The 24,388-nt window shown below is 65.2% G+C and carries 17 protein-coding genes and 2 tRNA genes; 8 read left to right on the top strand and 11 right to left on the bottom strand.

Annotated elements, in window-relative coordinates:
- Positions 1 to 13: 13 nt before the first annotated feature.
- The 4 genes from AC3WJR_RS11855 to AC3WJR_RS11840 all read right to left on the bottom strand — a co-directional run bounded on the left by AC3WJR_RS11855 (position 14) and on the right by AC3WJR_RS11840 (position 8,203).
- Positions 14 to 1,288 carry a DUF445 domain-containing protein gene (locus AC3WJR_RS11855; protein WP_492725220.1) on the bottom strand — a complete coding sequence of 425 codons (1,275 nt, stop codon included), beginning with the start codon at positions 1,286 to 1,288 and terminating at the stop codon, positions 14 to 16.
- Positions 1,289 to 1,376: 88 nt separating this feature from the next.
- The gene (locus AC3WJR_RS11850) at positions 1,377 to 4,544 is read right to left on the bottom strand and encodes an efflux RND transporter permease subunit (RefSeq protein ID WP_354281803.1); all 3,168 of its coding nucleotides are present in this window, start codon (positions 4,542 to 4,544) and stop codon (positions 1,377 to 1,379) included.
- A 4-nt stretch (positions 4,545 to 4,548) separates the two neighbouring features.
- Entirely contained in the window at positions 4,549 to 5,733 is a 1,185-nt protein-coding gene (locus AC3WJR_RS11845; protein ID WP_492726130.1) for an efflux RND transporter periplasmic adaptor subunit, read from the bottom strand.
- A gap of 253 nt (positions 5,734 to 5,986) precedes the next feature.
- Positions 5,987 to 8,203 (bottom strand): penicillin acylase family protein, encoded by a 2,217-nt coding sequence (locus AC3WJR_RS11840; RefSeq protein ID WP_492725217.1) that lies wholly within the window; start codon positions 8,201 to 8,203, stop codon positions 5,987 to 5,989.
- Positions 8,204 to 8,251: 48 nt separating this feature from the next.
- Between AC3WJR_RS11840 and AC3WJR_RS11835 the strand changes: the two genes are divergently transcribed.
- The 5 genes from AC3WJR_RS11835 to AC3WJR_RS11815 all read left to right on the top strand — a co-directional run bounded on the left by AC3WJR_RS11835 (position 8,252) and on the right by AC3WJR_RS11815 (position 16,495).
- Positions 8,252 to 9,520, top strand: a complete 1,269-nt coding sequence (locus AC3WJR_RS11835; RefSeq protein ID WP_492725215.1) for a metal-dependent hydrolase family protein — start codon at positions 8,252 to 8,254, stop codon at positions 9,518 to 9,520.
- Between the two features lie 145 nt (positions 9,521 to 9,665).
- On the top strand, positions 9,666 to 10,934 hold the full coding sequence (locus AC3WJR_RS11830) for an efflux RND transporter periplasmic adaptor subunit (protein ID WP_492726128.1): 1,269 nt from the start codon (positions 9,666 to 9,668) through the stop codon (positions 10,932 to 10,934).
- Between the two features lie 10 nt (positions 10,935 to 10,944).
- On the top strand, positions 10,945 to 14,145 hold the full coding sequence (locus tag AC3WJR_RS11825) for an efflux RND transporter permease subunit (protein WP_492725213.1): 3,201 nt from the start codon (positions 10,945 to 10,947) through the stop codon (positions 14,143 to 14,145).
- The gene (locus AC3WJR_RS11820) at positions 14,142 to 15,680 is read left to right on the top strand and encodes an efflux transporter outer membrane subunit (protein ID WP_492725211.1); all 1,539 of its coding nucleotides are present in this window, start codon (positions 14,142 to 14,144) and stop codon (positions 15,678 to 15,680) included. The genes AC3WJR_RS11825 and AC3WJR_RS11820 overlap by 4 nt, the downstream gene beginning before the upstream one ends.
- Complete coding sequence (locus tag AC3WJR_RS11815) at positions 15,677 to 16,495, top strand: HpcH/HpaI aldolase/citrate lyase family protein (RefSeq protein ID WP_492725208.1); 819 nt, start codon at positions 15,677 to 15,679, stop codon at positions 16,493 to 16,495. The genes AC3WJR_RS11820 and AC3WJR_RS11815 overlap by 4 nt, the downstream gene beginning before the upstream one ends.
- 239 nt (positions 16,496 to 16,734) lie before the next feature.
- Here AC3WJR_RS11815 and AC3WJR_RS11810 read toward each other — a convergent pair whose 3' ends face one another.
- Genes AC3WJR_RS11810 through AC3WJR_RS11800 form a run of 3 tightly spaced genes read right to left on the bottom strand, consistent with a single transcriptional unit; the run spans position 16,735 to position 18,574 of the window.
- Entirely contained in the window at positions 16,735 to 17,604 is an 870-nt protein-coding gene (locus AC3WJR_RS11810; RefSeq protein WP_492725206.1) for an S-methyl-5'-thioadenosine phosphorylase, read from the bottom strand.
- Entirely contained in the window at positions 17,601 to 17,951 is a 351-nt protein-coding gene (locus AC3WJR_RS11805; RefSeq protein ID WP_492725203.1) for a hypothetical protein, read from the bottom strand. Before AC3WJR_RS11805 ends, AC3WJR_RS11810 begins: the two co-directional genes overlap by 4 nt.
- The gene (locus AC3WJR_RS11800) at positions 17,951 to 18,574 is read right to left on the bottom strand and encodes a DNA-3-methyladenine glycosylase family protein (RefSeq protein WP_492725199.1); all 624 of its coding nucleotides are present in this window, start codon (positions 18,572 to 18,574) and stop codon (positions 17,951 to 17,953) included. Before AC3WJR_RS11800 ends, AC3WJR_RS11805 begins: the two co-directional genes overlap by 1 nt.
- 81 nt (positions 18,575 to 18,655) lie before the next feature.
- Between AC3WJR_RS11800 and AC3WJR_RS11795 the strand changes: the two genes are divergently transcribed.
- Positions 18,656 to 18,973, top strand: coding sequence for a 2Fe-2S iron-sulfur cluster-binding protein (locus AC3WJR_RS11795; RefSeq protein ID WP_354281816.1), 318 nt, complete (start codon positions 18,656 to 18,658; stop codon positions 18,971 to 18,973).
- 166 nt (positions 18,974 to 19,139) lie between these two features.
- Here AC3WJR_RS11795 and rlmB read toward each other — a convergent pair whose 3' ends face one another.
- Complete coding sequence (gene rlmB / locus AC3WJR_RS11790; protein WP_492725194.1) at positions 19,140 to 19,886, bottom strand: 23S rRNA (guanosine(2251)-2'-O)-methyltransferase RlmB; 747 nt, start codon at positions 19,884 to 19,886, stop codon at positions 19,140 to 19,142.
- A gap of 40 nt (positions 19,887 to 19,926) precedes the next feature.
- A complete protein-coding gene (locus AC3WJR_RS11785; RefSeq protein WP_492725192.1) occupies positions 19,927 to 21,549 on the bottom strand; it encodes a M20/M25/M40 family metallo-hydrolase in 1,623 nt (540 codons plus the stop codon).
- A 189-nt stretch (positions 21,550 to 21,738) separates the two neighbouring features.
- Here AC3WJR_RS11785 and AC3WJR_RS11780 point away from each other — a divergent pair.
- Together AC3WJR_RS11780 and AC3WJR_RS11775 are read left to right on the top strand one after the other, a co-directional pair.
- Positions 21,739 to 21,825: transfer RNA gene (locus AC3WJR_RS11780), tRNA-Tyr, on the top strand.
- A 243-nt stretch (positions 21,826 to 22,068) separates the two neighbouring features.
- On the top strand, positions 22,069 to 22,620 hold the full coding sequence (locus tag AC3WJR_RS11775; protein ID WP_492725190.1) for a dTDP-4-dehydrorhamnose reductase family protein: 552 nt from the start codon (positions 22,069 to 22,071) through the stop codon (positions 22,618 to 22,620).
- A 92-nt stretch (positions 22,621 to 22,712) separates the two neighbouring features.
- Here the strand turns inward: AC3WJR_RS11775 and AC3WJR_RS11770 are convergent, their stop codons facing one another.
- Positions 22,713 to 23,393, bottom strand: coding sequence for a hypothetical protein (locus AC3WJR_RS11770; RefSeq protein ID WP_492725188.1), 681 nt, complete (start codon positions 23,391 to 23,393; stop codon positions 22,713 to 22,715).
- Between the two features lie 473 nt (positions 23,394 to 23,866).
- Positions 23,867 to 23,940, bottom strand: a tRNA-Gly gene (locus tag AC3WJR_RS11765).
- Positions 23,941 to 24,388: the final 448 nt, after the last annotated feature.

The raw sequence follows: 24,388 nt of genomic DNA, 5'->3' as shown, positions 1-24,388 counted from the left end.
AGACGAGCGGGCGTCACAGCGTGACGTCGATCGCGTGGATCGCGAGGCCGACGAGTCCGCCGACCAGCGTTCCATTGACGCGGATATATTGCAGATCCTTGCCCACCGCATTTTCCAGCCGCCGCGTGATAGTCTGCGCATCCCACCCCTGCACCGTTTCGGACACCAGCCGGACGATGCCGTCGCCATAGTCCGCCGCCAGGCCGACGACGGCGCGCCGCACGAACCGATTGATCGTCAGGCGCAGTCGCGGATCGGTCTGGAGCGTGCCGCCCAACTGGCGCAGCGCATCGCCGACTGGCCCCGCCAAAACCCGGTCGGGATCACGTGCAAGCTTGAGCATTCCGGTGCGCGCCTGTTCCCAAAGACCGTCGAGCCAGCGTTGCATCGCGGGATTGTCGATGATCTCGCTTTTCACCGCCGCAACGCGCTCGCGCATCCGGGGATCGTGCATCAGATCATCCGCGAGCTTGGCGAGACCTTCTTCGGCCTTTTCGCGTAGCGGGTGATCGGGGTCCGCTGCGATGCCCGTTAGCAGGCCGTTCAACCCGGCGATGATCTTGTTCGCAAGCGTCTCGTCGAGACCGGTCCAGCGCATCATCGATCCAGAGCGTTCGCTCACCATTGCGCGCACCAGATGCTCGTTTGCTTCCAGCACGCGCGCCGCCCAGCGGACGATTCCGTCGAGCAGCGGAAGGTGGCGGTCTTCCGCGATCGCCGCGGTCAGTGCCTGACCGAGCAGCGGTGCGGCATCGAGCGCGCGCAGGCGCTGGCCGATTCCGGCCTTGACCATCCCGCCGAGCCGCTGCTGATCGAACGCTTCGAGCATGTGCGCCGCGAGCCGCGATGCGCCGCGTCGTAAGCGACCGTCGCCGCCGGGCGGATTGGCGAGCCAGCGTCCTGCCGCGCCCGCGATGTCGAGCCCGTTCATCCGCCGCGCGACGACGCGCGGAATCAGGAAGTTGTCGCGCAGGAACGCAGCGAGTGTGGTGCCGATGCGATCCTTGTTCCGCGGTATGATCGCGGTGTGCGGGATGGGGAGCCCGAAGGGGTGGCGGAACAGGGCGGTGACCGCGAACCAGTCCGCCAGCCCGCCGACCATCGCTGCCTCCGCAAAGGCGCGGACGAACCCCATGGAGGCGCCGAACGACGTGCGTGGATCGTAAAGCGTGCGCGCCACGAAGAAGGTGATGGCCATCGCCACGAGCAGACCGCCCGCGATCCAGCGCATGCGCACCAGCCCCGCCGGTGGTGCTTCGAACGCACGGGTTGGGGGGGAACGTCGCATTGCGGGACCAATCCCCGAAGTCGCGGAATGTTCAAGCGTCGCTGTGTGCAACGAACGCTTTTTCCGCGAGGTTCGGAGGATCGTCAGATCATTCCGCGGGTTGCGGCTTGTCGTCGCCGGGCTTGTACGGGATCCGCCCCGGGTCGCCCGGACCTAGCTGCGGCGGGGTCGGGGGACGGTGTTCGATCAGCGGGCCGCCATCGTCGCCGGGACGATAGGTAAGCAGGCGACGCCGCAAGACGGGTCCCACCCGGCTTTCGATCCCGACCGCAAGGCTGAAGCTGGCGGGCACGATCAGCAGCGTCAGCACGGTCGAGAGGATCAACCCGCCGATCACGGTGATCCCCATCGGCACGCGCGACGATCCGTCGCCGGTCAGCGCGAGCGCGGTCGGCATCATCCCCATGACCATCGCGACGGTCGTCATCACGATTGGCTGTGCACGCTTGTGTCCGGCGTCGATGATCGCGGTGACGACGTCGACGCCCTTGTTCATCTCCTCCAGTGCGAAGTCGACCAGCAGGATCGAGTTCTTGGCGACGATCCCGAGCAGCATAATCAACCCGATATAGACCGGCATTGAGATCGGCGTGCCTGTGACCGCCAGCCCGATCAACCCGCCAAGCGGTGCGACCAGCAGCGACATTATGTTGATAAACGGCGGCAACAGGCGGCGATACAGCAGGACCAGCACCGCGAAGAGCAGGAAAATACCCGCAACCAGCGCGATGATGAAGTTCTGGATCAGCTCTTCCTGCCATTTCGACTCGCCGAGGACGAGTTCCTTGACCCCGATCGGCATCGTCTTGAACAGCGGGAGTTCGTGGATCTCCTTCTGCGCGGTGCCGCTGACGACGCCGGGCGCGAGATCCGCACCGATCGTCAGCTGGCGCTGCTGCGCGACGCGTTCGATCTTGGTCGGGCCTGCACCGAAGCCGATGTCGGCGACGACGCTCAAGGGGACCGATCCTCCGCTCGCGGTCTGCACCGGCAGGTTCTGGATCGTCGACAGCCGCTGACGCGAATCCTGGTCGAGCGCGACGCGGATCGGGATCTGGCGATCGGACAGCGAGAATTTGGCGCTGTTCTGGTCGATGTCACCAAGCGTCGCGATGCGGATCGCGCTCGACATGGCGGCGGTCGTCACCCCCATGCTCGCGGCAAGGTCCATGTGCGGCGTGATGACGATCTCGGGACGCTTGAGGTCCCCGCTGATCCGCGGCGCGACGATATCGGGCAGTCTGCTCATCTGTTCGACCAGCTTGGCACCCGTTTCGGCAAGGATCTTGGGATCGTCGCTGCCGAGCGTAACGGTCAGCGCACGGCCACCGCTACCCCAGCCGCTCGACGAGCGGAACGAAACGCGCGCGTCGGGGATCGTCTGGAGTGTCGGGGCGAGCGCACGTTCGAAGTCGTAGCTCTTCATCGTGCGCTCCTTCTTCGGCTTGAAGATCGCGGTGACGCGACCGTTGCCGACGAAGGCACGCGAATAGACCGATTCGACGCTTGGCTGTTTCTGGAGGATGTCCGCGACCTGCGCGACGACGGCCTTTGTTTCCGCAAGCGTCGTACCCGGCACCATTTCGACGTTCGCAGTGCTCGAATCGCTGTCACGCAGCGGCTGGAACGTCGCTGGGATCGACATGAACAGATAGATCGTCGCCCCGAATGCAACCGCACCCGCAAGGATCGCGGACCAGCGATGGAGCAGCGTCCAGCGCAGGATCGCCATGTAGCGATCCATGATCCAGCCCTCGCCATGCGAAGCCTCGCCTTGCGCCTTGAGGAAATAGGCGGCGAGCATCGGCGTGATGAGACGCGCGACCGCAAGGCTCATCAGCACCGAAGCGACGACGGTCAGGCCGAAGTTCTTGAAGAACTGGCCCGAAATGCCCGGCATCAGGCCAACCGGCAGGAACACCGCGACGATCGCCATGGTCGTCGCGAGCACCGCGAGACCGATCTCGTCGGCGGCGTCGATCGAGGCCTGATAGGCGGATTTGCCCATGCGCATGTGCCGGACGATGTTCTCGATCTCGACGATCGCGTCATCGACCAGCACGCCCGCAACGAGGCTGAGCGCCATCAGGGTCATGTTGTTGAGCGTGAAGCCGAGCAGATCCATGACCCAGAAGGTCGGGATCGCCGACAGCGGGATCGCGAGCGCGGAGATGATCGTCGAGCGCCAGTCGCGCAGGAATACGAACACGATGACGACCGCGAGCAAAGCGCCCTCGACCATCGCTTCCATTGCCGAATCATATTGCTGCTTGGTGTATTTGACCGAGTCCGAGATGCGCTTGAAATGCACCTTGGGGTTGCGCGCCTCGAGCGCGGCGAGCTTCTTCTCGGCTTCCTCGAACACCGTGACGTCCGACGCGCCCTTGGCGCGCTGGAAATCGAACGACAGCACTTGCTGGCCGTTGAGCGCGGACGATGAGCGTTGCTCGGCGTAGAGATCCTGCACACGGCCAAGATCTGCGAGCTTGAGCGTCTGCCCAAGCCCGGTGGCGATCTGCGTCTGGCCGAGCTGGTACGCGCTTTGCGCGTTGCCGAGCACGCGGACCGACTGTTCGGACCCGGCGAGCTGTGCGCGGCCGCCCGCGGCGTTGAGGTTGACCTGGCGCAACTGCTGGTTGACTTGCGATGCGGTCAGACCGTGTGCGGAAAGCTTGGCGGGATCGAGGATGACGCGGATCTCGCGATCGACGCCGCCGTTGCGGTTGACGCCGGCAAGGCCCGGTACCGACAGCAATTCCTTGGCGACATTGTTGTCGATGTACCAGCTGAGCTGCTCGACCGTCATGTCGGTGCTGATCGCGGCATAGCTCGCGAGATCGTTGCCGGTGGTGTTGGCGCGCATGATCTGCGGCTCGAGGATACCGTCGGGCAAGTTGCTGCGGATCTGCGCGACTGCGGAGCGGACGTCCTCGACCGCGCGGTCGATCGGCGTGCCGATCGCGAGCTGGACGACGGTTTGCGAATCGCCTTCGGTCACGGTGGAATCGATCTCGTCGATTCCCTGGAGGCTGCGCAGTGCCGCCTCGACTCGCTGCGTGACTTGCGTCTCGAGCTCGGTCGGCGCGGCGCCGGGCTGGCTGATCTCGACGATGACGACCGGAAAATCGATGTCGGGCTGGTTGTTGACGTCGAGCCGCGTGAAGCTGACGATGCCGGCCATCGTCAGCATGAAGAACAGGACCAGCGACGGGACCGGATTGCGGATCGACCAGGCCGAGATGTTCCGGAAGCTCATCGTGCTACCCCTGCTTTGCCGTGGCCGCCGCGACGCGCGTCGGTCTGACCTTCTGGTCCGGCGTCAGGAAGGCTCCTGCCGACAGGACGACTTGCTCGGTGCCGTTGAGCCCCTCGACGATCGAGACGCCGCTGTCCGACACTTCGCCAACCTTGATCGCGCGCCGGACGATCTTGTCGCCGGCACCCATCACATACACGAAATTGCCCTTTTCGTCGCTCTGGATCGCCGAGTTGGGCAGCTGCGGCACGTCGGTCATGCCCGAGACGACCGAAGCCGAGGCAAACCCGCCGGGGCGGAGCGCGGGATTATACGACAGGGCGATGCGCGCGATGCCTTGCCGGCTTGTCGGATCGATCACGGGGGAGACCTGCCACACTTCTCCGGTGAAGCTGTCGCTGCCGCCGACCGGCGTGACCTGAGCGCGTGCGCCGATCCGCAGGCCGCGCAAATCGGCTTCGCTGATCTGCGCCCGCATTTCCATCTGGCCGCCGTCGGCCAGTCGGAACAACGTCCCCGTGCCCGGGCCGACAATCTGCCCCGGCTCGACTGCGCGGGTCAGCACAAGACCCGCCGAAGGAGCGCGAATGTCGAGCCGGTTGGTGCGCGCATTGGCCTCGCCGAGCGTCGCCTGCGCGACCTTGACGCGCGCCAAAGCGGCATCGCGGGTCGCTGCCTTGCGTTCCAGATCGGCCTTGGAGAGGAACCCGCGCGTCACCAGCGTCTGGGCACGATCGAGTTCGGATTGCGCGATCGCGGCATCCGATCGTGCGACCGCGATCTGCGCGTTGAGCGACGCAGCCGTCTGCGTCTGGACCGAGCGGTCGACCAGCGCGAGGACCTGCCCCTTGGCGACCCACTGGCCGGGCTCGACCAGGACGCGCGTCACCATGCCACCGTCACCCGCGACGCCGATCGGCATTTCGCGGCGCGCGGCCAGCGATCCGGTCGCCGAGACGACGCGCGCGACGCTCGACCGCCCCGGCACCACGACCGACACGAGCGGTAATTGCTCGACCGCCTTCGTGACCGGCTTTGCGCGCCCCATCGTGAAATACGCGATCGCCGCCACGATCGCGATGACGGTAATGATCCCGATGATCAGCCCGGTCCGTCCCCGGCGCGGCGCGTCCGGACTCGGGAGCCCAAGTACCTCCTCATTGCCGATCGCACGCGTCTCGTAATTCATCTGAGTCAATCCAGATCCTTAGGGTCTTGCGACCCTACCCCCCGCCCGTACCGCCCGAGAGCAGCCTTCGTGCTTGCAACACTGTGTTATAGGAATAAACCACCAACCTCAAGAGGGGTAATTTTCGTGCGTTACATGCCGCTTTTCCAACCGCGCTGCAAGGCGAGCGTACAGCCTGACCGCAGGAATTGAACGTGTGTTGCGCTGCGGCATCTGACAGCGTTGCCACGTTGGATGTGCCGGGCGGCATTGTTCAACGTTTGCGTGCTGCTGCCCCCGGGCGGTACTGGCGTGCGGTATGCGCGGTAATGTCGGCGGGGTAGAACCATACCGGACGCAGCGCGCCGCCGGCATAACGTTCTGCCTGGTCGCGGAAATGCGGGGACGCAGGATCACCGCTTTCGCCACCCGCAGTCACCGCCCAGGCGCGGACCTTGGGTCCGAACTCGACCACTGCGACGAAGCTGTTGCCGCTCGATCCGTACAGTTTCTTGGTATTGGAGTAGGGCCGCGCGCCGAACGACGCGAGGCTGCCCCATTGCGCCGAGGTGAAGGGTACGGGGATGCTCGGCTTCGCATCGTCGAAATGCGGCTGGATCGAGTCGTCGAGCCGCTGGAAGCGGTTGATCTGGCCCCAGCCGACCTGCCACGTCCCGAAGTCGCGGGTCAGTTGGTCGGCGGCTTCGCCCAGCGCGTCGAGCTTGCGCGCGTCGGGAACGCGGGTGGCGATGTAATCGGGGACATTGATCTGCTCGGCTTGAATGAAGGTGCCTGCCTCACGCCACATCTTGCCGCCCCACAGCACGCCGAGCGTGGTCGCGACCGAGTCCGCACCCCAGCGATAGTTCCAGCCGCGCAGCACGCCGATCGGCCCCGCTAGTTTCACGCGGCGCGCGTCCTTGTCGGGCAGCGCGTCATACGCCTTGAGCAGCGGGGGGATCAGCCGCGCGAAGGCGGGCAGGTAGCTGTCATAGACGGCGGCCATCAGCCGTTCCGGCGTGAAGTCGTGCTTGCCCGTGAGCAGCAGATCGGCATGGACCCCGCGCGGGTTCTCGCCGAACGTGTCCATATAACGGGGATAGTCCTTGGCCTTGGGACTGTCGGGGCCAGCAGCGCTCCACGGCCAGTCGTTGGTGTTGCGCACCCAGCCGACGCCGGGGTCGATCGCATTCGGCAGCGAGGCGACGGTGTGCAGGCCCTTCCAGTCGGTTGCGGGGTTCGCGCCGTCGACCGGCTTGGCATAATCGAACCCGTCGTTGCGAACGGGCACGAATTGCGGGTGAAGATAGGCGATCTGCCCCTTGGCATCCGCGAACAGCGTGTCGTTCGATGAATTGGCCTGACGCTCGGCGACCTTCATGTAGCTCGCAAGGTCCTGCGCCTTGGTCCTGAGCCAGCTTTGCTCCAGTGCGGGGACGGGCTTCCACATCAGCCCTTGTGCAATCCACTTGCCGCCCTGTGCCGCGACGATCGGGCCGTGGTGGGTGGCATAAGTCGTGAAGCTGCGGCGCGCGAAGCTGCCGTCCGCCTTGCGAAAGGCGAGGGTAATGGCTCGCGTCGTGACCGGTCGCTGTTCGCTGCCATAGCGGTAGGTGATCGCGTTGCCGGCGCGGGTGATGTCCTCCGCAAAGGAATCGACATTGTCGACGCCCGAGGAGGTATGCATCCACCCGGCTTTCTCGTTGAAGCCCTGGTAGATGAAGAACTGCCCCCAGGTCGACGCGCCGTAGGCATTGAGCCCCTCGCGACTGGTCATTTGCAATTCGGCGCGGAAGTAGAAGCTGGTGTGCGGGTTGATCAACAGCAGCGCGTGCCCGTCGACCGTGTTGCGAGGCGCTATCGCGATGCCGTTCGATCCGCGGGGTTCGCGGGGGACGGGGCCGGCGTCTTCCTCGGCCACCGCGATGCGCTGGCCTCCGTAAAGAGCGGCGAGGTCGGTCAGCGAAATGCGTTCGATATCGCCGCCGATGCTGCCCTCAGTGAACGACAGCGCCATCCAAGGTTCGAACCGCGTCAGCACCTTGGGGCGAGTCCCGGGGTGCGTCGCGAGGTAGTAGTTGAGCCCGTCCGCCCACGCGCGCATCAGCGCCTGCAGATAGGCGGGACTCTCGGCATAGCGCGCTTGCAGATCGACCGGGTCGGCGAACAGGCGCTGGCGGAGGTCCGCCCACAAGGCGGTCTCGCCCTCGGCTTCGGCGGTACGGCCGAGTGCGGTCAGGTAATTGGCCTCGATGCGAGCGAAATCGTCTTCCGCCTGCGCGTAGATCGCGCCGAACACCGCATCCGCGTCGGTCGTGCCGCGGACATGCGCGATCCCCCAGGTATCGCGCGTGATCGTGACGCGGGCGGCTTCCGCCTTCCAGCGGGCCCGGTCCGCTGGCGCGGGCGCTGGCGCAGCCGCGGTCGACAGCAGCGTTGCCGCCAGAAGGAGAGCAGCGCGCTTGCGCATGGCGGGGGCGGGGGTATCCATGGGGGCGACGCTATCGGGCATCGTGCCTCGCGACAACTCTTGGGGTGGATGATGCGGCGGATCGCGAAGACGTGGCTGATCGGGGTGGCCTTGCTGGCGATGGGGGCAGCACCTGCACCGACGCGCACGATCCTGTTGCGGCCCGCGGCGGTGTTCGACGGGGTCGATCCGGTCGCGCATGCCGGATGGCAGGTGCTGGTGACGGGCGAACGGATCGTCGCGGTCGGGCCTGCGCTCGCGGTGCCGGCGGGCGCGGAGACGATCGACTTGCCGGGCGAAACGCTGATGCCCGGGATGATCGAGGGGCATGGGCACTTGTTCCTCCACCCCTATAACGAGACATCGTGGGACGATCAGGTGCTCCACGAACCGCTCGCGCTGCGCACCGCGCGTGCCACGGTGAGCGCGCGAGCAACGTTGCTCGCGGGCTTCACGACCGAACGCGATCTCGGAACCGAGGGGGCGGGCTATGCTGATGTCGGGCTGAAGCAGGCGATCGCGCAGGGGATCGTGCCGGGGCCGCGGATGCTCGTCGCGACGCGCGCGATCGTGGCCAAGGGGGCGTACGGGCCCAAGGGCTATGAGCCAGGCGCCGACGTTCCGCAGGGCGCGGAGGAAGCGAGCGGCGTGGACGACGTGGTCCGCGTGGTCCGCAGCCAGATCGCGGCAGGGGCGGACGTGGTCAAGCTGTACGGCGACTATCGCTGGGGGCCGGGCGAGCCCAGCCGCGCGACCTTCTCGCAAGCCGAAATGACCGCTGCGGTCGCCGCCGCGCATGATGCTGGACGGACCGTCGCGGTCCATACCTCCACCCCCGAAGGCATGCGTCGCGCAATCGCCGCCGGGGCCGACACGATCGAACATGGCTATGGTGGCACAGCCGAGATCTTTCGGGCGATGGCGGCGCGGGGGATCGCCTTGTGCCCGACGCTCGCCGCCTCCGATGCGGTATCGCGCTATCGTGGCTGGAGCGGCGGCGATCCGGTGTCGCAGGCGGTTGCGGAGAACCGCGCGTCGCTGGCGCTGGCGCGCTCGGCCGGGGTGCCGATCTGCATGGGGGGCGACGTCGGCGTGTTCGCGCATGGCGAGAATGCGCGCGAAATGGTGCTGCTGGCACAAGCCGGAATGCCGATCAGCGATGTGCTCATCGCTGCGACATCGGGCAATGCCCGCGCCTTCCACCTCACCGATCGCGGCAGCATCAAGCCCGGTCTGCTTGCCGACCTGATCGCGGTACGGGGCCACCTGATGCGGGATGCAGGGGCGGTGCAGCACGTCGACTGGGTGATGAAGGGCGGGGCAGTCGTGCCGCGCTGAGGAGACGATCTCGCCCCGGCTGTCTCACGCACCGAATAATAACGGCGTTTAAACAGTGTGTTAGCAAATATGTACCGATCGGGCGGTATATTCTTCTTGCATTGCAGCATCGGCGGCAGCACTTTTGTCCCTGCATAGCGGCGGCGTGCCGGAAGAGCAGAGCCGCACTGGCCGGCCGCCGAGCGATGCGCCAAATGGGGATCAGACATTGACGAGTTCACATGCGCGCATCTTGCGCCCGGTTGTTGGTGCGGCCGCTTTCGGTCTGCTTGCGGCCTGTTCGCAAAAGGCACCGCCGCCGCCCCCGATGCCGCAGGTCAGTGTCGCCATACCCTTGCAGCGCGACGTGACCGATTGGGATGAATACGTAGGCCGCTTCGAGGCGATCCAGGACGTCGAGCTGCGCCCGCGCGTGTCGGGCACGATCGAGCGGATCTTCTTCGCCAACGGGCAGCGCGTGAAGAAGGGCGATGCCCTGTTCACGATCGACCCGCGCCCGTATCAGGCCGCACTGGCGCAAGCGCGCGCGCAGGTCGCCAAGGCGCAGGCGTCGGTGACCAATGCGCAATCCGAACTCACCCGCGCCAACGTGCTGCTCAAGGCCGAAGCAATCGCGCGCGAGGAATATGAGACCAAGCTCGCCGCGGTCCGCACCGCGCAGGCCGACCTTGGCGCCGCGCGTGCCAATGTGACGACCGCGCAGCTCAACCTCGGCTTCACCACGGTGCGTTCGCCGATCACCGGGATCGTGTCGGACCGGCGCGTCAGCACCGGCAATTATGCGACCGAGGCCACCAGCGTCCTCACCCGCGTCGTCTCGACCGACCCGATCTGGTTCTCCTTCGAAGGGGCCGAAAGCTTCTACCTCAAATATCTGCGTCAGGCGAAGACCGGCGAGCGTGGCTCGTCGCGCACGACGCACAACCCGGTCGACGTCCAGCTTGCCGACGAGAAGGGCTTCCGGTGGCACGGCAAGATGGAATTCGTCGACAATGCGATCGATCCCAATTCGGGGACGATCCGCGCGCATGCCGTCATCGCCAATCCCGACGGCTTCCTGACGCCGGGGCTGTTCGGTCGCGCACGCTTGCTCGGATCGGGCCATTACCGCGCGATGCTGGTGCCCGATGAAGCGGTCATCACCGACCAGACGCGCAAGCTCGTCTATGTCGTCGGCAAGGAAGGCAAGGTCATCGCCCGTCCGGTCGAGACCGGCCCGCAGGTCGAGGGGCTTCGCGTCGTCAAGTCGGGGCTCGCCCCGACCGAGCATGTCGTGATCGACGGCATCACGACGCTGCAACCGGGCGCGACGGTCAAGGAAAACCTCGTCAAGATGAAGCCCAAGGCCGCGGACACCGCGCCGCAGTCGACCCAGGAAAGCGCACCCCCCGCTTCCGACGCGACAGCGAACTAAGGCGCAGCCCGTGAAATTCCCCCATTTCTTCATCGATCGCCCGATCTTCGCGGCGGTCCTGTCGATCCTCATCATCGTGTTCGGGGTCGTCGCCTATCCGGGCCTGCCGGTCGCGCAATATCCCGAGATCGCGCCGCCGACCGTGGTCGTCAACGCGACCTTCCCGGGGGCGAACGCGGAAACGCTCGCCGCCACCGTCGCCGCGCCGCTCGAAGAATCGATCAACGGCGTCGAGAACATGATCTACATGTCCTCGTCCGCGACCGGTGACGGCGCGCTCGCGATCACCGTCACGTTCAAGCAGGGCACCAACGTCGACCAGGCGCAGGTGCTGGTGCAGAACCGCGTCTCCACCGCCGAGCCGCGCCTGCCCGAGGAAGTCCGCCAGATCGGCGTGACGGTCCGCAAGAACTCTCCCGACATCCTGATGGTGGTCGCACTGACGTCGCCCGACGGGTCGCTGAGTTCCTCCTACGTCTCCAATTACGCCACCACGCAGCTGATCGATCGCCTGTCGCGAATTCCCGGCGTGGGTGGCGTGCGCGTGTTCGGTGGGCGTGATTACAACATGCGCGTCTGGGTCGATCCCGACCGTGCCGCATCGCGCAACCTGACGGTCGACGAGATCACCGCCGCGGTCCGCGCGCAAAACGCACAGGTCGCCGCGGGTTCGGTCGGGCAGCCGCCGTTCAATGAGGGCGGGACCGCGTTCCAGCTCGGGATCCAGGCGACCGGACGGTTGACCAAGCCCGAGGAATTCGGCGCGATCATCGTCAAGCGGGATGCCCAGGGGCGACTGACGCGTCTGCGCGACGTCGCGCGGATCGAGCTGGGCGCGCAGGATTACACGATCAACGCGATGCTCAACAACAAGTCGATGACCGCGATCGGCATCACGCAGTTGCCGGGTTCGAACGCGCTCAGCACGGCGGATGCGGTGAAGGCGGAAGTCGCCAACGTCGCCAAGACCTTCCCGCCGGGGCTCGCCTATTCGATCCCGTACAACCCGACCGAATACATCCAGGCGTCGATCGAAGCGGTCGAGCATACGCTGGTCGAGGCGCTGGTGCTGGTTGCGCTGGTCGTGCTGTTGTTCCTGCAAAGCTGGCGCGCGGCGCTCGTCCCGATCATTGCGATCCCGGTGTCGCTGCTCGGCAGCCTCGCGGTGCTCGCGGCGTTCGGCTTCTCGCTCAACAACCTGTCGCTGTTCGGCATGGTGCTCGCGATCGGGATCGTGGTCGACGACGCGATCGTCGTGGTCGAGAATATCGAACGCCTGATGGAAGAGGAGGGCCTCTCCCCGTTCGATGCCGCGCACAAGACGATGGACGAAGTGTCGGGCGCGCTGATCGCGATCGCGCTGGTGCTGTGCGGGGTGTTCATCCCGACGAGCTTCATTCCGGGCATCTCGGGGCAATTCTATCAGCAGTTCGCGCTGACGATCGTCTCGGCGACCGCCATCTCGGCATTCGTTTCGCTGACGCTGTCGCCCGCGCTCGCCGCGCTGATTCTCAAGCCCAAGCATGATGCCGAGCCCAAGCCCGGTATCCGCGGGCTGGGGACGCGGTTCGCACGCGGCTTCAACCGCGGGTTCGACTGGCTGGGCAATCGCTTCGGCAAGTTCACCGCACGCGCGATCCGCAGCCTTGCGATCATCGGGATCGCTTATGTCATCCTGATCGGGCTGGCCGGCTGGCGCTTCACCGCGACCCCGACCGGGTTCATTCCCGCGCAGGATCAGGGGTATCTGATTGTCGCGGCGCAGTTGCCGCCGGGCGCATCGCTCCAGCGGACCGACGAGCTGATCCGGCGCGCGGCCGAAATCGCGCACAAGAACCCTGCGACGCAGGATACGGTGGCGTTCGCGGGTCTCGATGGTGCGACCTTCTCGACCGCGTCCAATGGCGGCGCGATGTTCATCACGCTCAAACCCCATGCCGACCGTGGCGCCGCGGATGCGATCGCCAACGAGATGCGACAGGCGTTCGCGCCGCTCAGTGCGGGCTTGCTGCTCGTCATCCCGCCACCGCCGGTGCGCGGGATCGGGACCGGCGGCGGCTGGAAGATGTTGATCGAGGATCGCGGCAATCTCGGGTTTAAGGCGCTGGAAGGTGCCGCGTTCGGGATGATGGCGAAGGCGAACCAGACGCCTGGAATCACCGCGGCGTTCACCACCTTCAACAACCGCACCCCGCGCCTGTTCGCGGACATCGACCGAGAGCGTGCCGAGCAGCTGGGAGTGCCCGTGTCGAACGTGTTCTCGACGCTCGGCAGCTATCTGGGGTCGTCGTACATCAACGACTTCAATTATCTGGGGCGCACCTACCGCGTGACCGCGCAGGCGGATGCGCCCTACCGCGACCAGGTGTCCGATGTCGGGCATTTGCGGACTCGCTCGGCTGCGGGCAACATGGTGCCGCTGGATGCGGTGATGACGCTGCGCAACGATACCGGGCCGTACCGCGTGGTGCGGTACAACCTCTACCCGTCGGCGGAATTGCAGGGCGACACGTCGCGCGGCTATTCCTCCGGGCAGAGCTTGCAGGCGATGGCCAAGATCGCGGGCGAGACGCTGCCCAAGGGCATGAGCTACGAATGGACCGAGATCGCGTTCGAGCAGCAGCAGGCGGGGAATACCGGCTCGCTGGTGTTCGGGTTGGCGGTGTTGTTCGTGTTCCTGCTGCTGGCGGCGAATTATGAGAGTCTGGTGCTGCCGTTCGCAGTCATCCTGATCGTGCCGATGTGCCTGCTCGCGGCGATCGTGGGCGTGAACCTGATGGGAATGGACAATAACATCCTGACTCAGATCGGGCTGGTCGTGCTGATCGGTCTGGCGGCGAAGAACGCGATCCTGATCGTCGAATTCGCGCGCGCCAATGAGGATGCCGGGATGGAACTGTATGCGGCGGCGGAACATGCCGCCGAGCAGCGCCTGCGCCCGATCCTGATGACGTCGATCGCGTTCATCCTCGGCGTGTTGCCGCTGGTGCTCGGGTCGGGGCCTGGCGCGGAAATGCGCAAGGCGTTGGGCGTGGCGGTGTTCTTCGGGATGATCGGCGTGACGACGTTCGGCCTGCTGTTCACGCCGAGCTTCTACGTCATCAGCCGCAAGGGGGGTGACTGGGTTGCCTCGAAACTGCGCCGAAAGCGGCCGGGGACGGACGATCACGCGCCCGCCCAGCTGCCCGCTCCGGAAGGAAAACCGGCATGAAGCGTATTCTGACCGTCCTCCCCGCGTTCGCGCTTTCGGCGTGCGTCGTGGGGCCCAACTACAAGACGCCGACGACGCCGGTGCCGCCCACGGGTGGCGCGTTCGCCGAGGCCGGGATCGGCAAGGGGATCACCCCGACGCCGCTCCCTGACCATTGGTGGCGCTTGTACAACGACCCCGTGGTCGACCGGCTGGTCGCAGATGCGCTGGCGCACAATACCGACGTGCGCATTGCGGCGGGCAACCTCGAGCGTGCCCGCGCCGTTCTGTCCGAACAGCGCGGAGCCCGGCTGCCGACGACCGGGCCGAACGCGAGCTTCACGCGCGCGCAGATCAATACGGCAAGCCTTGGTTTCGGAGGGGCGGGGACCGGCGTCGGAACTGGGGCTGGAACCGGGACTGGGACCGGGACAGGAACTGGAACCGGTACGGGGACTGGCGGTGCAGTGACGCCGCAGTCGTTCGTCTTTAACAGTTTCAAGCTCGGGTTCGACGCCTCTTATGAAGTCGACCTGTTTGGCGGCATCACCCGCGCGATCGAGGCGGCGCGCGGCGACGTCCAGGCGGCGCAGGCACAGCTCGACGCCTCGCGCGTCTCGGTCGCCGCTGAGACGGCGCGCGCCTATGCCAGCGCGTGTAGCAATGCGCAGCAGCGCGGGGTCGCCGAGGAAACGGTCAAGCTCCAGCAACGCACGCTCGGGCTGACCAACACGCTGTTCACCGCCGGGCGCGGCACGCGGCGCGATGTCGATCGCGCGGACGTGCTGCTCGCGCAGACGCAGGCGACGATCCCCGGCTTCGAGGCGGAGCGGCGCGCGTCGCTGTATGCGCTTGCGGTGCTGACGGGCTTGCCGCCCGAGCAGATCGATGCAGCGGCCAACGCGTGCTCCACGCCGCCGACGGTGCGCGACATCCTGCCGATCGGCGACGGTGCTGCGCTGATCCGGCGGCGTCCCGACGTGCGCCAGGCCGAGCGCACGCTCGCCGCCGACACCGCGCGGATCGGGATCGCGACTGCCGAGCTCTATCCGAAGATCTCGCTGCTCGGGTCGATCGGGCTCAATGCGCAACGCGGGAGCCAGTTGTTCAAGAGCAGCGCGGTCACCTATTCGGCCGGGCCGCTGATCTCGTGGAGCTTCCCCAACCAGACGATCGCGCGGGCGCGGATCCGTCAGGCGCGGGCAGGCGCAGATGCGAGCCTTGCCACGTTCGATGGGCGCGTGCTGACGGCATTGCAGGAGGTCGAACAGGCGCTCGCGCGGTATTCGGGCGCGCTCGATCGCAACGCGGCATTGCGCCGTGCCGAAGCGTCGAGCAGCGCGGCGGCGAAACTGTCGCAACTGCGCTTCGATTATGGTGCGGACAGCTTCCTGTTGCTGATCCAGGCCGAACGCGACCGTGCCGACGCGCGCGCCGCGCTCGCGCAATCGGACGCTGCGGTGGCGGATGCGCAGATCAGCCTGTTCAAGGCGCTCGGCGGCGGCTGGGAAGATTCCCCCGCGCCGGTGCGGCGCGAACCGGTGGTGCAGCCATGAGGCGGATCCGCAGCGCCTTGTTCATGCCCGCGTCGAATGCGCGCGCGATCGACAAGGCGCGCGGGCTCGAGTGCGATGCGGTGATCCTCGATCTGGAGGACGCGGTCGCGCCCGACAGCAAGGTGGACGCGCGCGCGCAGGCGATTGCGGCGGCGTGGACCGGCGGGTTCGGCGATCGGTTGCTCGTGTTGCGCGTCAACGCGCTCGATACCGAATGGGGCGAGGCGGATCTGGAGGCGGCGCGCGGCGCGGGCTTCGATGCGGTGCTGTTGCCCAAGGTTTCGCACCCCGACGATCTTGCGCTGGCGCGCGCGACGTTGGGCGATGTGCCGTTATGGGCGATGATCGAGACGTGCGCGGCGATGCTCGCGTTGCCAGCGATTGCGGCGGCACCGGGGCTGGCGTGCCTGATCGCGGGGACGAATGATCTGGCGAAGGACATGCGTTGCACGCCGGGGAGCGATCGGTTGCCGTTGCTGCCGCATCTGGTCGCAATCGTCACGGCGGCGCGAGCGCATCGGCTGATCGCGCTTGATGGCGTGTCGAACGTGCTTGCGGACACCCCCGAACTTGCAGCGGAGTGCGCGCAGGGTGCGGCGTTCGGCTTCGACGGCAAGACGCTGATCCACCCCGCGCAGATCATTCCCGCCAACCGCGCCTTCGCGCCGTCGGCGGATCAGGTGCGCTGGGCGGAGGCGGTCATTGCCGCATTCGCCTTGCCCGAGAATGCGCGGCTGGGCGCGATCCGCGTCGACGGCGAAATGGTCGAGCGGCTGCATCTTGCACAAGCCGAGCAGATCGTGGCGGGCGCCTGACCCAAACCGGCGAAGCCAGTAGCCCTTCTTCTACCTTTGTGGCTTCGTGTCTTTGTGCGAGAAATTCTGATCACGCAAAGGCGCAAAGCCGCGAAGAGAAAAAGGGTTGCGTTCCTTGGTCCGCATCTTCCTGTTCTTCTAACTTCGCGCCTTTGCGCCTTTGCGTGAGAAAGTCTTTTTCTCGCACAAAGACACAAAGCCACGAAGGTAGAAGAGAGTAGCGGAAGCCTGCGGCGCTGTTAGCGGAGCACGCGTCCTGCCACTGCATCCAGCTTGGCGAGCACCGCCGGGTCGCGGGTGTCGGGCGCGGTGATCAGCGCGTGGTCGAGCACCGTGTCGAGCGGGGAGGGGGTGCGCTCGGCAGGGAGTGCCGCGACCAGCGCCGCGACCGTCTGCCGTGCGATCGCGCCGTTTGCGCCCATCTGCTTGATGACCTCGCTGACCTCGACGAATGCCGCTTCCTCACGCCAGCAATCATAGTCGGTCACCATGCCGATCAGCGCGTAGGGCATCTCCGCCTCGCGCGCGAGTTTGGCTTCGGGCATCGCGGTCATGCCGATCACGTCAGCGCCCCATTGGCGATACATCAGGCTTTCCGCGCGGGTCGAGAATTGCGGGCCTTCCATCGCGAGATAGGTTGCACCCTTGGTCACGCTGCCGCCCGCGCTCGCCACGGCTTCCGCGGCAAAGGCGGACAGGCGCGGGCACACCGGTTCCGCCATCGAGACGTGCGCGACCATGCCGGTGCCGAAGAAGCTGGGGTCGCGCTGCGTGGTGCGATCGATGAACTGGTCGACCACGACGAACCGCCCCGGCTCCAGTTCCTCGCGCAACGACCCGATCGACGAGATCGCCAGAATGTCGGTGCAGCCCGCCCGCTTCAGCGCATCGATATTGGCCCGCGCGTTGAGTTCGGACGGGCTGATCCGGTGCCCGCGACCGTGGCGGGGAAGGAACACGAGTTCAACCGCGCCGATATTGCCGAACAGCAAGTCATCCGACGGCGACCCCCATGGCGTATCGACGCGCCGCCACTCCGGATTTTCCAACTGGTCGATCGCATACAGGCCGGAGCCGCCGATGATCCCGATTGTCCACTGTCCGCTCATGCCGTTCCCGATTCCTGTTCCAGACGCGCAAGCCACGCCTGCGCCTGCTTGGGTTCACCCACCGCATCGGAGCGCACCGGTCCGCGCGCCGCAACGAAGTCCGCATGCAATGCAAAGGGCTCCATTCCCAGCGTGTCGCGGAGATCGTCGATCGTCTCGCCCAATTCGATCAACGCTGTGACGGTCGCGACCGACGCCGGGGTCTCCCCCTTTTTGCCCTGATGCCCGAACAGCCCCCAGCGGCCCTTGGCGGTGGTCTGCAACGCGGCGATCAGCGCGGCGCGATAGTCGGTTTCATGCTCGATGCGGTCGGCATCGATCCGGGCGAGGCGGTCGGCACGCGCCATCAGATGACCTTCATGTCGCTTTGGTAGTGATACCAGGCAAAGATCGCCGCCGCGCCGCGATGGGGGCGCCAGGCTTCAGCAAGTTCGCGCACCAGCTTCTCGCTCGGTCGCGCTTCGTGACCGAGCAGCCGCCCGACCTCGATCTGCACCGCAAGATCGCCCGCCGGCCAGATGTCGGTGCGACCTTCGGCAAACAGCAGGTAGATTTCGGCGGACCATCGCCCGATGCCCTTGACCGCGACCAGCTTGGCGATCGCTTCCTCATCATCCTCGGGGAGATTGGCGAGATCGAGCTCCCCGCTGGTGACGAGCGTGGAGAGGCTGCGCGCATAGCTTGCCTTCTGGCGCGACAGGCCGGCGGCGCGCAGTTGTTCGTCGGTCGCGGCGATGATGTTCGCCGGGTCGTCGAGGCTGCCGACGATCCCCTCGAGCTTCCGGTAGGTCGATTGTGCCGAGGTCACGCTCACCTGCTGCCCGATGATCGTGCGCAGCAGCGTGCCGAAGCCGCGTTCGCTGATCCGGGGCGGCGGATAGCCGATGCGCTCCAGCGCCACCGCGAACGCAGGCTCGCGTGCGGCGAGCGCGTCCATCGCCTCGGTCAACTGTTCGGTCGTCAAGCCCATAGGAAACCCCGTGCTTGCCGCTTGCGTCGCGGCTTCCGGCTGGGCATGGCAAGGGTGACGCAGTGATACAAGGATTCACCTATGCCCAAGCTTATCGTCGTGACTCGTGAAGGAGAAGAACGCGAGATCATGGGAGAGGCCGGCCTTTCGGTGATGGAAGTCATTCGTGACGCCGGGATCGATGAACTGCTCGCCTTGTGCGGTGGCTGCTGCTCCTGCGCGACGTGCCACGTGCATGTCGACCCGGACTTTGTCGCCAAACTTCCTAAGATGAGCGCCGACGAAGATGATTTGCTGGATTCGTCGGCGGATCGCAACGCAACGTCGCGTCTGTCGTGCCAGGTCGCGTTCACCGATGATCTCGATGGCCTCAAGGTGACGATCGCCGCCGAGGATTGATTGGTATTCCTCTAACCCCCTTAACCCCTTCCCCGGCGGAGGCCGGGGCCCAGTCGTGATGGCCGAGGTAATCTTGCGCAGCGCGCGAACTACGATCGGCTCGCTCCTGGGCCCCGGCCTTCGCCGGGGAAGAGGCTTAGAAAGGGGAAGGGCTTAGGAGAAACTGCTACCGGCTCGCCGCCGCATACAGCGCGATCGCCGCTGCGTTCGACACGTTGAGGCTCTCCATCTTCGGCGAAATCGGCAGGCGCGCGAGTTCATCGCAATGCGATGCGGTATTCTGCCGCATGCCTTCGCCCTCGGCGCCCAGCACCAGCGCGACGCGCTGCGTGCCCATTGCCTGGTTGAGCGTCTGCGTCGCCTCGCCGGTCAGCCCGACCCGCCAGAACCCCGCTTCCGCGATCTCGTCGAGCGCGCGTGCCAGATTGACCACGCGCACCCACGGTACGATCTCGAGCGCGCCCGAAGCCGCACGCGCGATCGTGCCCGATTCGGGGGGCGCGTGCCGGTCGGGCGTCACGATGCCCAACGCATCGAACGCCGCCGCCGAACGCATGATCGCGCCGACATTGTGCGGGTCGGTGACCTGATCGAGCACGATTAGCGGGCGCTTGTCGTCCTGCCCCTGCTGTAACAGGTCGGCGAGCCACATGTCTTCGAGCGGATCGACTTCGATCACGATCCCCTGATGCGGCGCGTCGCCCGGCACCAGCCGCGCAAGATCGGTCACTTCGGCGAACACGATCGGCACATCCGCGGGGATGTCTAGCGCGGCGCTCGCCTCGCGCGTCGCCCAGATCTTGCGGACGACGCGCTCGGGGTTCTCAAACGCAGCGGCGACGGCATGCCGCCCCCAGAACCGCGGGCGGCCCGCGGGGGCCTGGGACGGACGATGTCCACGACGTGCTGCCATCAACGCTGCTCCAACTTCATCATACGCACTACAGTCACGGTCATTCTTCCTCGTCCGAATAAGCGAAGGGGTCGGTCGCGACGGGCTTGGTCGGCAATGGCGGGCGAGGCAAGGCCTTGTCCGCATTTGCCGCATTGACCAGGAACGATGCAAGGATCGTCGCGCCCTGCCGCATGTCGTCGCCCTTCAGGTGATCGAACGTGTCGATGCTCGAATGATGCACCAGGCTGCCATAATCGAGCGGATCCTGAATAAACTGGAACCCCGGCACGCCGACCGCCTGCATGAAGACATGATCGGTCCCGCCGGTCTTGCGGATCACCACCTCGGTCGCACCCATCGGCGCGAACGGCGCGAGCCAGTCGCGGAAGATCGGTACCACCGCAGGGCTGTTCTCGGCATAGATGCCGCGAATCTTGCCCGAGCCATTGTCGAGATTGAAATAGGCCGCGAGATCGCCCCAGCCGGACTGCGGCGTAATCGGCCACCGGTTCGACCAGCCGGTGTAGAGCTTGAGCCCGGTCAGCTTGGGATCGGCGGGGTTGCCGCGCGTGGCGAGATGCTTCTCGACATAGGACAGCGAACCGAGCAGCCCCTGTTCCTCGCCTGCCCAAAGCGCGAAGCGGATGGTCCGCTTGGGACGGATGCCGGTCTTGGCGATAATCCGCGCGGCTTCCATCACCATCGCCGAGCCTGCGCCATTGTCGGCAGCACCGTCGGCCGCGACCCACGAATCGAGGTGCGCGCCGGCCATGACATAGCCCGCCTTGGGGTCGGTCCCGGGGATTTCGGCGATGACGTTGTACGCCTGCGTGTCCGCGTCATCGAAGCGCACGTCGCTGGTGATCTCGAGCGTCGGGGCGGGGCCGACCTTGGCGAGGCGCGCAAGCCGGCGGTAATCCTCCGCCGCAATCTGCACCGCGGGGAGCGACGGCGTGTCACCGACCCCGAACGTGTAGCCTTCGCCGCTGACGAGCTTCCCGTCGCGATACGCCATCGTCGCCATCGCGACTGCGCCTTCCGCCTTGAGGAACGCGTCGAGCTTCTTGGCGTAGTCGAGCCGCTTGACCCGCCGGTCGATCGCGTCGGGATCGTAGGTCGGCTGCTGATACTGGTCGAGCTTGCGCAGTTCGTCCGCGCTGTAGCGCTGGAATGCGGCCTCCTTCGGTTCGGATCCGCTGTCGGGCAGCGTGACCATGACGATCTTGCCCGAAAGCTGGCCGTGCCATTTGGCGAAGTCGCGCTCGCGCTTCATCGGCGCGACGATGACCGGCGCGCGGAGCGGGCCGTTGGTCGCGGGCGTCCACGCGATCGGGATCGCGGTCAGCGCGATCGGGCGCGGGGTCAGCATCCGCACGCTCGAACTGACGATCGACCATCCGCGACCGAAATCGAATCCTTCCTTGTGGACGTTGCGCAGGCCCCATTCGCTGAACTTCGCCTGCGTCCACGCCTCGGCCTGCCGCATTGCGGGGGAGTTGGTCATCCGCGGGCCGATCACATCGGACAGGTGCGCCGCGATCGGCATGACGTCGCTATGCGCCATGCCTTCGTCAATGATGCGGGTCACCGCCACGCGATCGACGCTCTGCGCGAACACGGGCGCGAACGCGGGCGTGGAGACGAGCGCGACCGCGCTGGACAGAAGCAGGACTCGACGCATGATAAACCCCCCGGTTGTCTGATGTCGTCCGGCCGGACGACGGTCTACCGGTATGCGGGGCGGGGCGAGCGTGCAAGCCCGGGCGGTTTGCGCAAAATTGCGTATCGGGGGCGTTGACAGCACGCCCGGTGATCGGCATTGGACGCCCTCGCTTTTCGGAGCGACGATCCTTTCGGGGAGCGAGCCTGGGGACAGGTGGCCGAGTGGTTAAAGGCAGCAGACTGTAAATCTGCCGGAGTTTCTCCTACGTAGGTTCGAACCCTACCCTGTCCACCATCGTCTTCCGGCTTTTCCGGAAGCACGTTCAATCATCACGACGCGGTTTTGCTCGACCCGCCCTCGGGTCGGCACGGGCCACCACGCGCCGCTTGCGACGGTAGCGCGCATTTGCCTATGCTCGCCGAGGTAAGAGCAGGGCGCTGGCTACGCTCCTTCACCGCTAGCGTTATTCTCCTGGGGAAGTGGCAGGTCGCCATCGCCCGTCACCCCGGTCGATCGGCCAACTGCCAAGGAATTGACATGCGCCGTATTGCGATTGTTCACGGCCATGAAGGTCGCGTCGGAAGTGCGTTTGCGGCACGCCTTGCGCGGGACGGCCTTGAGGTGGTCACCGGCGATGCGATCGCGCAGCTGGAGTGGCCGATGGTCGGCGCGCGCGCCTATCTGTTCGATTGCGCGTATCAGCATGAGGATCCGGCGGGTCACGTCCAGCGCGCGGTGCAGCATCTTGCGGAATGGCGGCGCCTGGCCGGGATCTTCATCCCCTCGTCGCTGCATATCGGAACCGACACTGCTTATGGGCGCGCGAAATTGGTGATCGAGCAACTCGTCGTCTTCTACCGCGGCGAGGGTGCCAATGTGGTGACGGACCGGGTCGGCTATTTTCCCGGCGACGGAGTTGCGGGGGATCCGGCCAACCCCTTCTATCACGAGCTGGTGACGGGCGACGTGTTGTATGCGCGCGTGATGGAGCGTCTGCTGGCGGGGACGGGACACCCCGTGGGCAGCGTGGCGAAACCCGCACGGCGGGCGGATGACGTGGCGGAGGTCTGCGCGGCCACGACAGCGTGAGTCCAGGCGTTCGGGACCAGCGCAGCAAGCTGGTTGAGGTTGCTGTGGCTACGCCGTGGGCTTGTACAGAGCCCTTCTACAAGGTCGGTGCCCTATTCTTTTGACCCGTCCAGCTCGGGCTTCTTCTGTACGCTCTTTGGTAAAGTAAGCGGGTCCTTGGCCCCGGGTCCGGAACACGCACTGAAGTTGCGCGCATGAGCGTCAAGCCACCTTATATCTCCGATGACATTTCTAAGGTCTTTTTCGGTGTACTTAAACAACCTTTCTGGTTTTTTACCGATTTTTTGATCTTTCTTCCATTTGTAGAATCTCTCATCATTAGACAATTCTAGAATGTGATCTTGTTCGGGCAGCCAAAAATGGGCGGTAAGGTGCGCAATGTTGTTCCTATGATTACGAACGTTATCAAAAATATCTTGCCAGTGAGAAATGTGTCTATGTTTCTCAGGATCGAGAAGCTGTTTGCATAACGCCACAAAAGCTTTTGCTTTAGCCTGTGCGATGTCCTTGACGTCACCTATTTCGAAATCTTGCGAATTGAATTTTCCCGTCGTCAAATGAAATATAGATTCCCCGGTGTCTGAAAATCCAGTGAACCCACGAGCGCGCAGGTAGGGAACGAAAGCTAAATGCCGAATCAAACTATCAAACGAATTTTCCAGATGTGTGAACTCTAGGAGTAAGATGCCTACTAAACCATGAACAAGCTTTGGTGTTAAATCGTCAACACTGTTGTGCATATATTCGCGTTTTGGAAAAACGTCATCGGACATGCTCAGTTCCTTGAAGGACTAACATGGTGGTTAGCACGTTATGGTCACGCATCTCAACAGTACGTCGGGAAGACAATTCTGGTTGGCGAGGCATGATACCCTATCGGTGGCTCTTATTGGCGCTTAGGGCCGAAACGTCGCATTCTTGAATGCTACGGCACGAACCAAGCTTGCATGTTGTTAGTTTGAACTTCGAGAATACGGATAAGGCGAAAAGCAATTGCCGCTTCGGGATGGCGCTATGCGTGCCGGGCGATAGGGTCGACCGCGTACCCAGTCCAAGCATCCGAAAGACCCAAATGCCGTCGCGGTGTTCACTGCGGCGATTGTTAGGGTCAAGTTTGCGGGAGGTGCACCGGCTCTTCCGGAACCATCGCCGCGGCCGCTCTACGCGGGTAAATTTGACGCAGATCCACACTGTCCGAAATGGGGAGCTTGGCGGACAGCCGTCGATTTGCCGAACGTGCTGGCGGTGGAGCGGGTAACGGGAATCGAACCCGTGTATTCAGCTTGGAAGGCTGCTGTACTACCATTGTACTATACCCGCGACGCACCGGCGTCATGCGCTAGTGTCGGCTGAGGCGGGGCTGCGTTGGCTGGCGCACCACATCGTCGACCGACCGGCCATTCGCATGATCGCGCACCGCGGGTCAATATCCTGCGGTCGATTTGGTGACATTCGGGTGCGTATTGGCTTGCCGTCGGCCGATGTGCCGTGCCGGCCGATCAGACGCTCGACTTGGGATTATCCAGCCAATATCCTGCAAAGGCGACCAGGAAGAGAAGGATCACGACCAGCGCGATCGCAACGGGTTCGAGCGTTCCCACAGCGCGTTTCAACATGACCAAGCGACGATCCTCTCACTCTGACAACTGACCCTCGCTCCGCCGATGTTCGACGTGAGCGATGAATGCGCACCGTCGTCGCAGCTGCAAAAGACAGGCGCGCCGACGTCGTTGATCGGCAATGCGAGCATCACCCCCTCCAACGTTGC

The organism is Sphingomonas sp. FW306-05-A (assembly GCF_058782275.1).
Note: the sequence above shows the minus strand (reverse complement) of the source record. Positions and strands in the feature narration are given on the sequence as shown.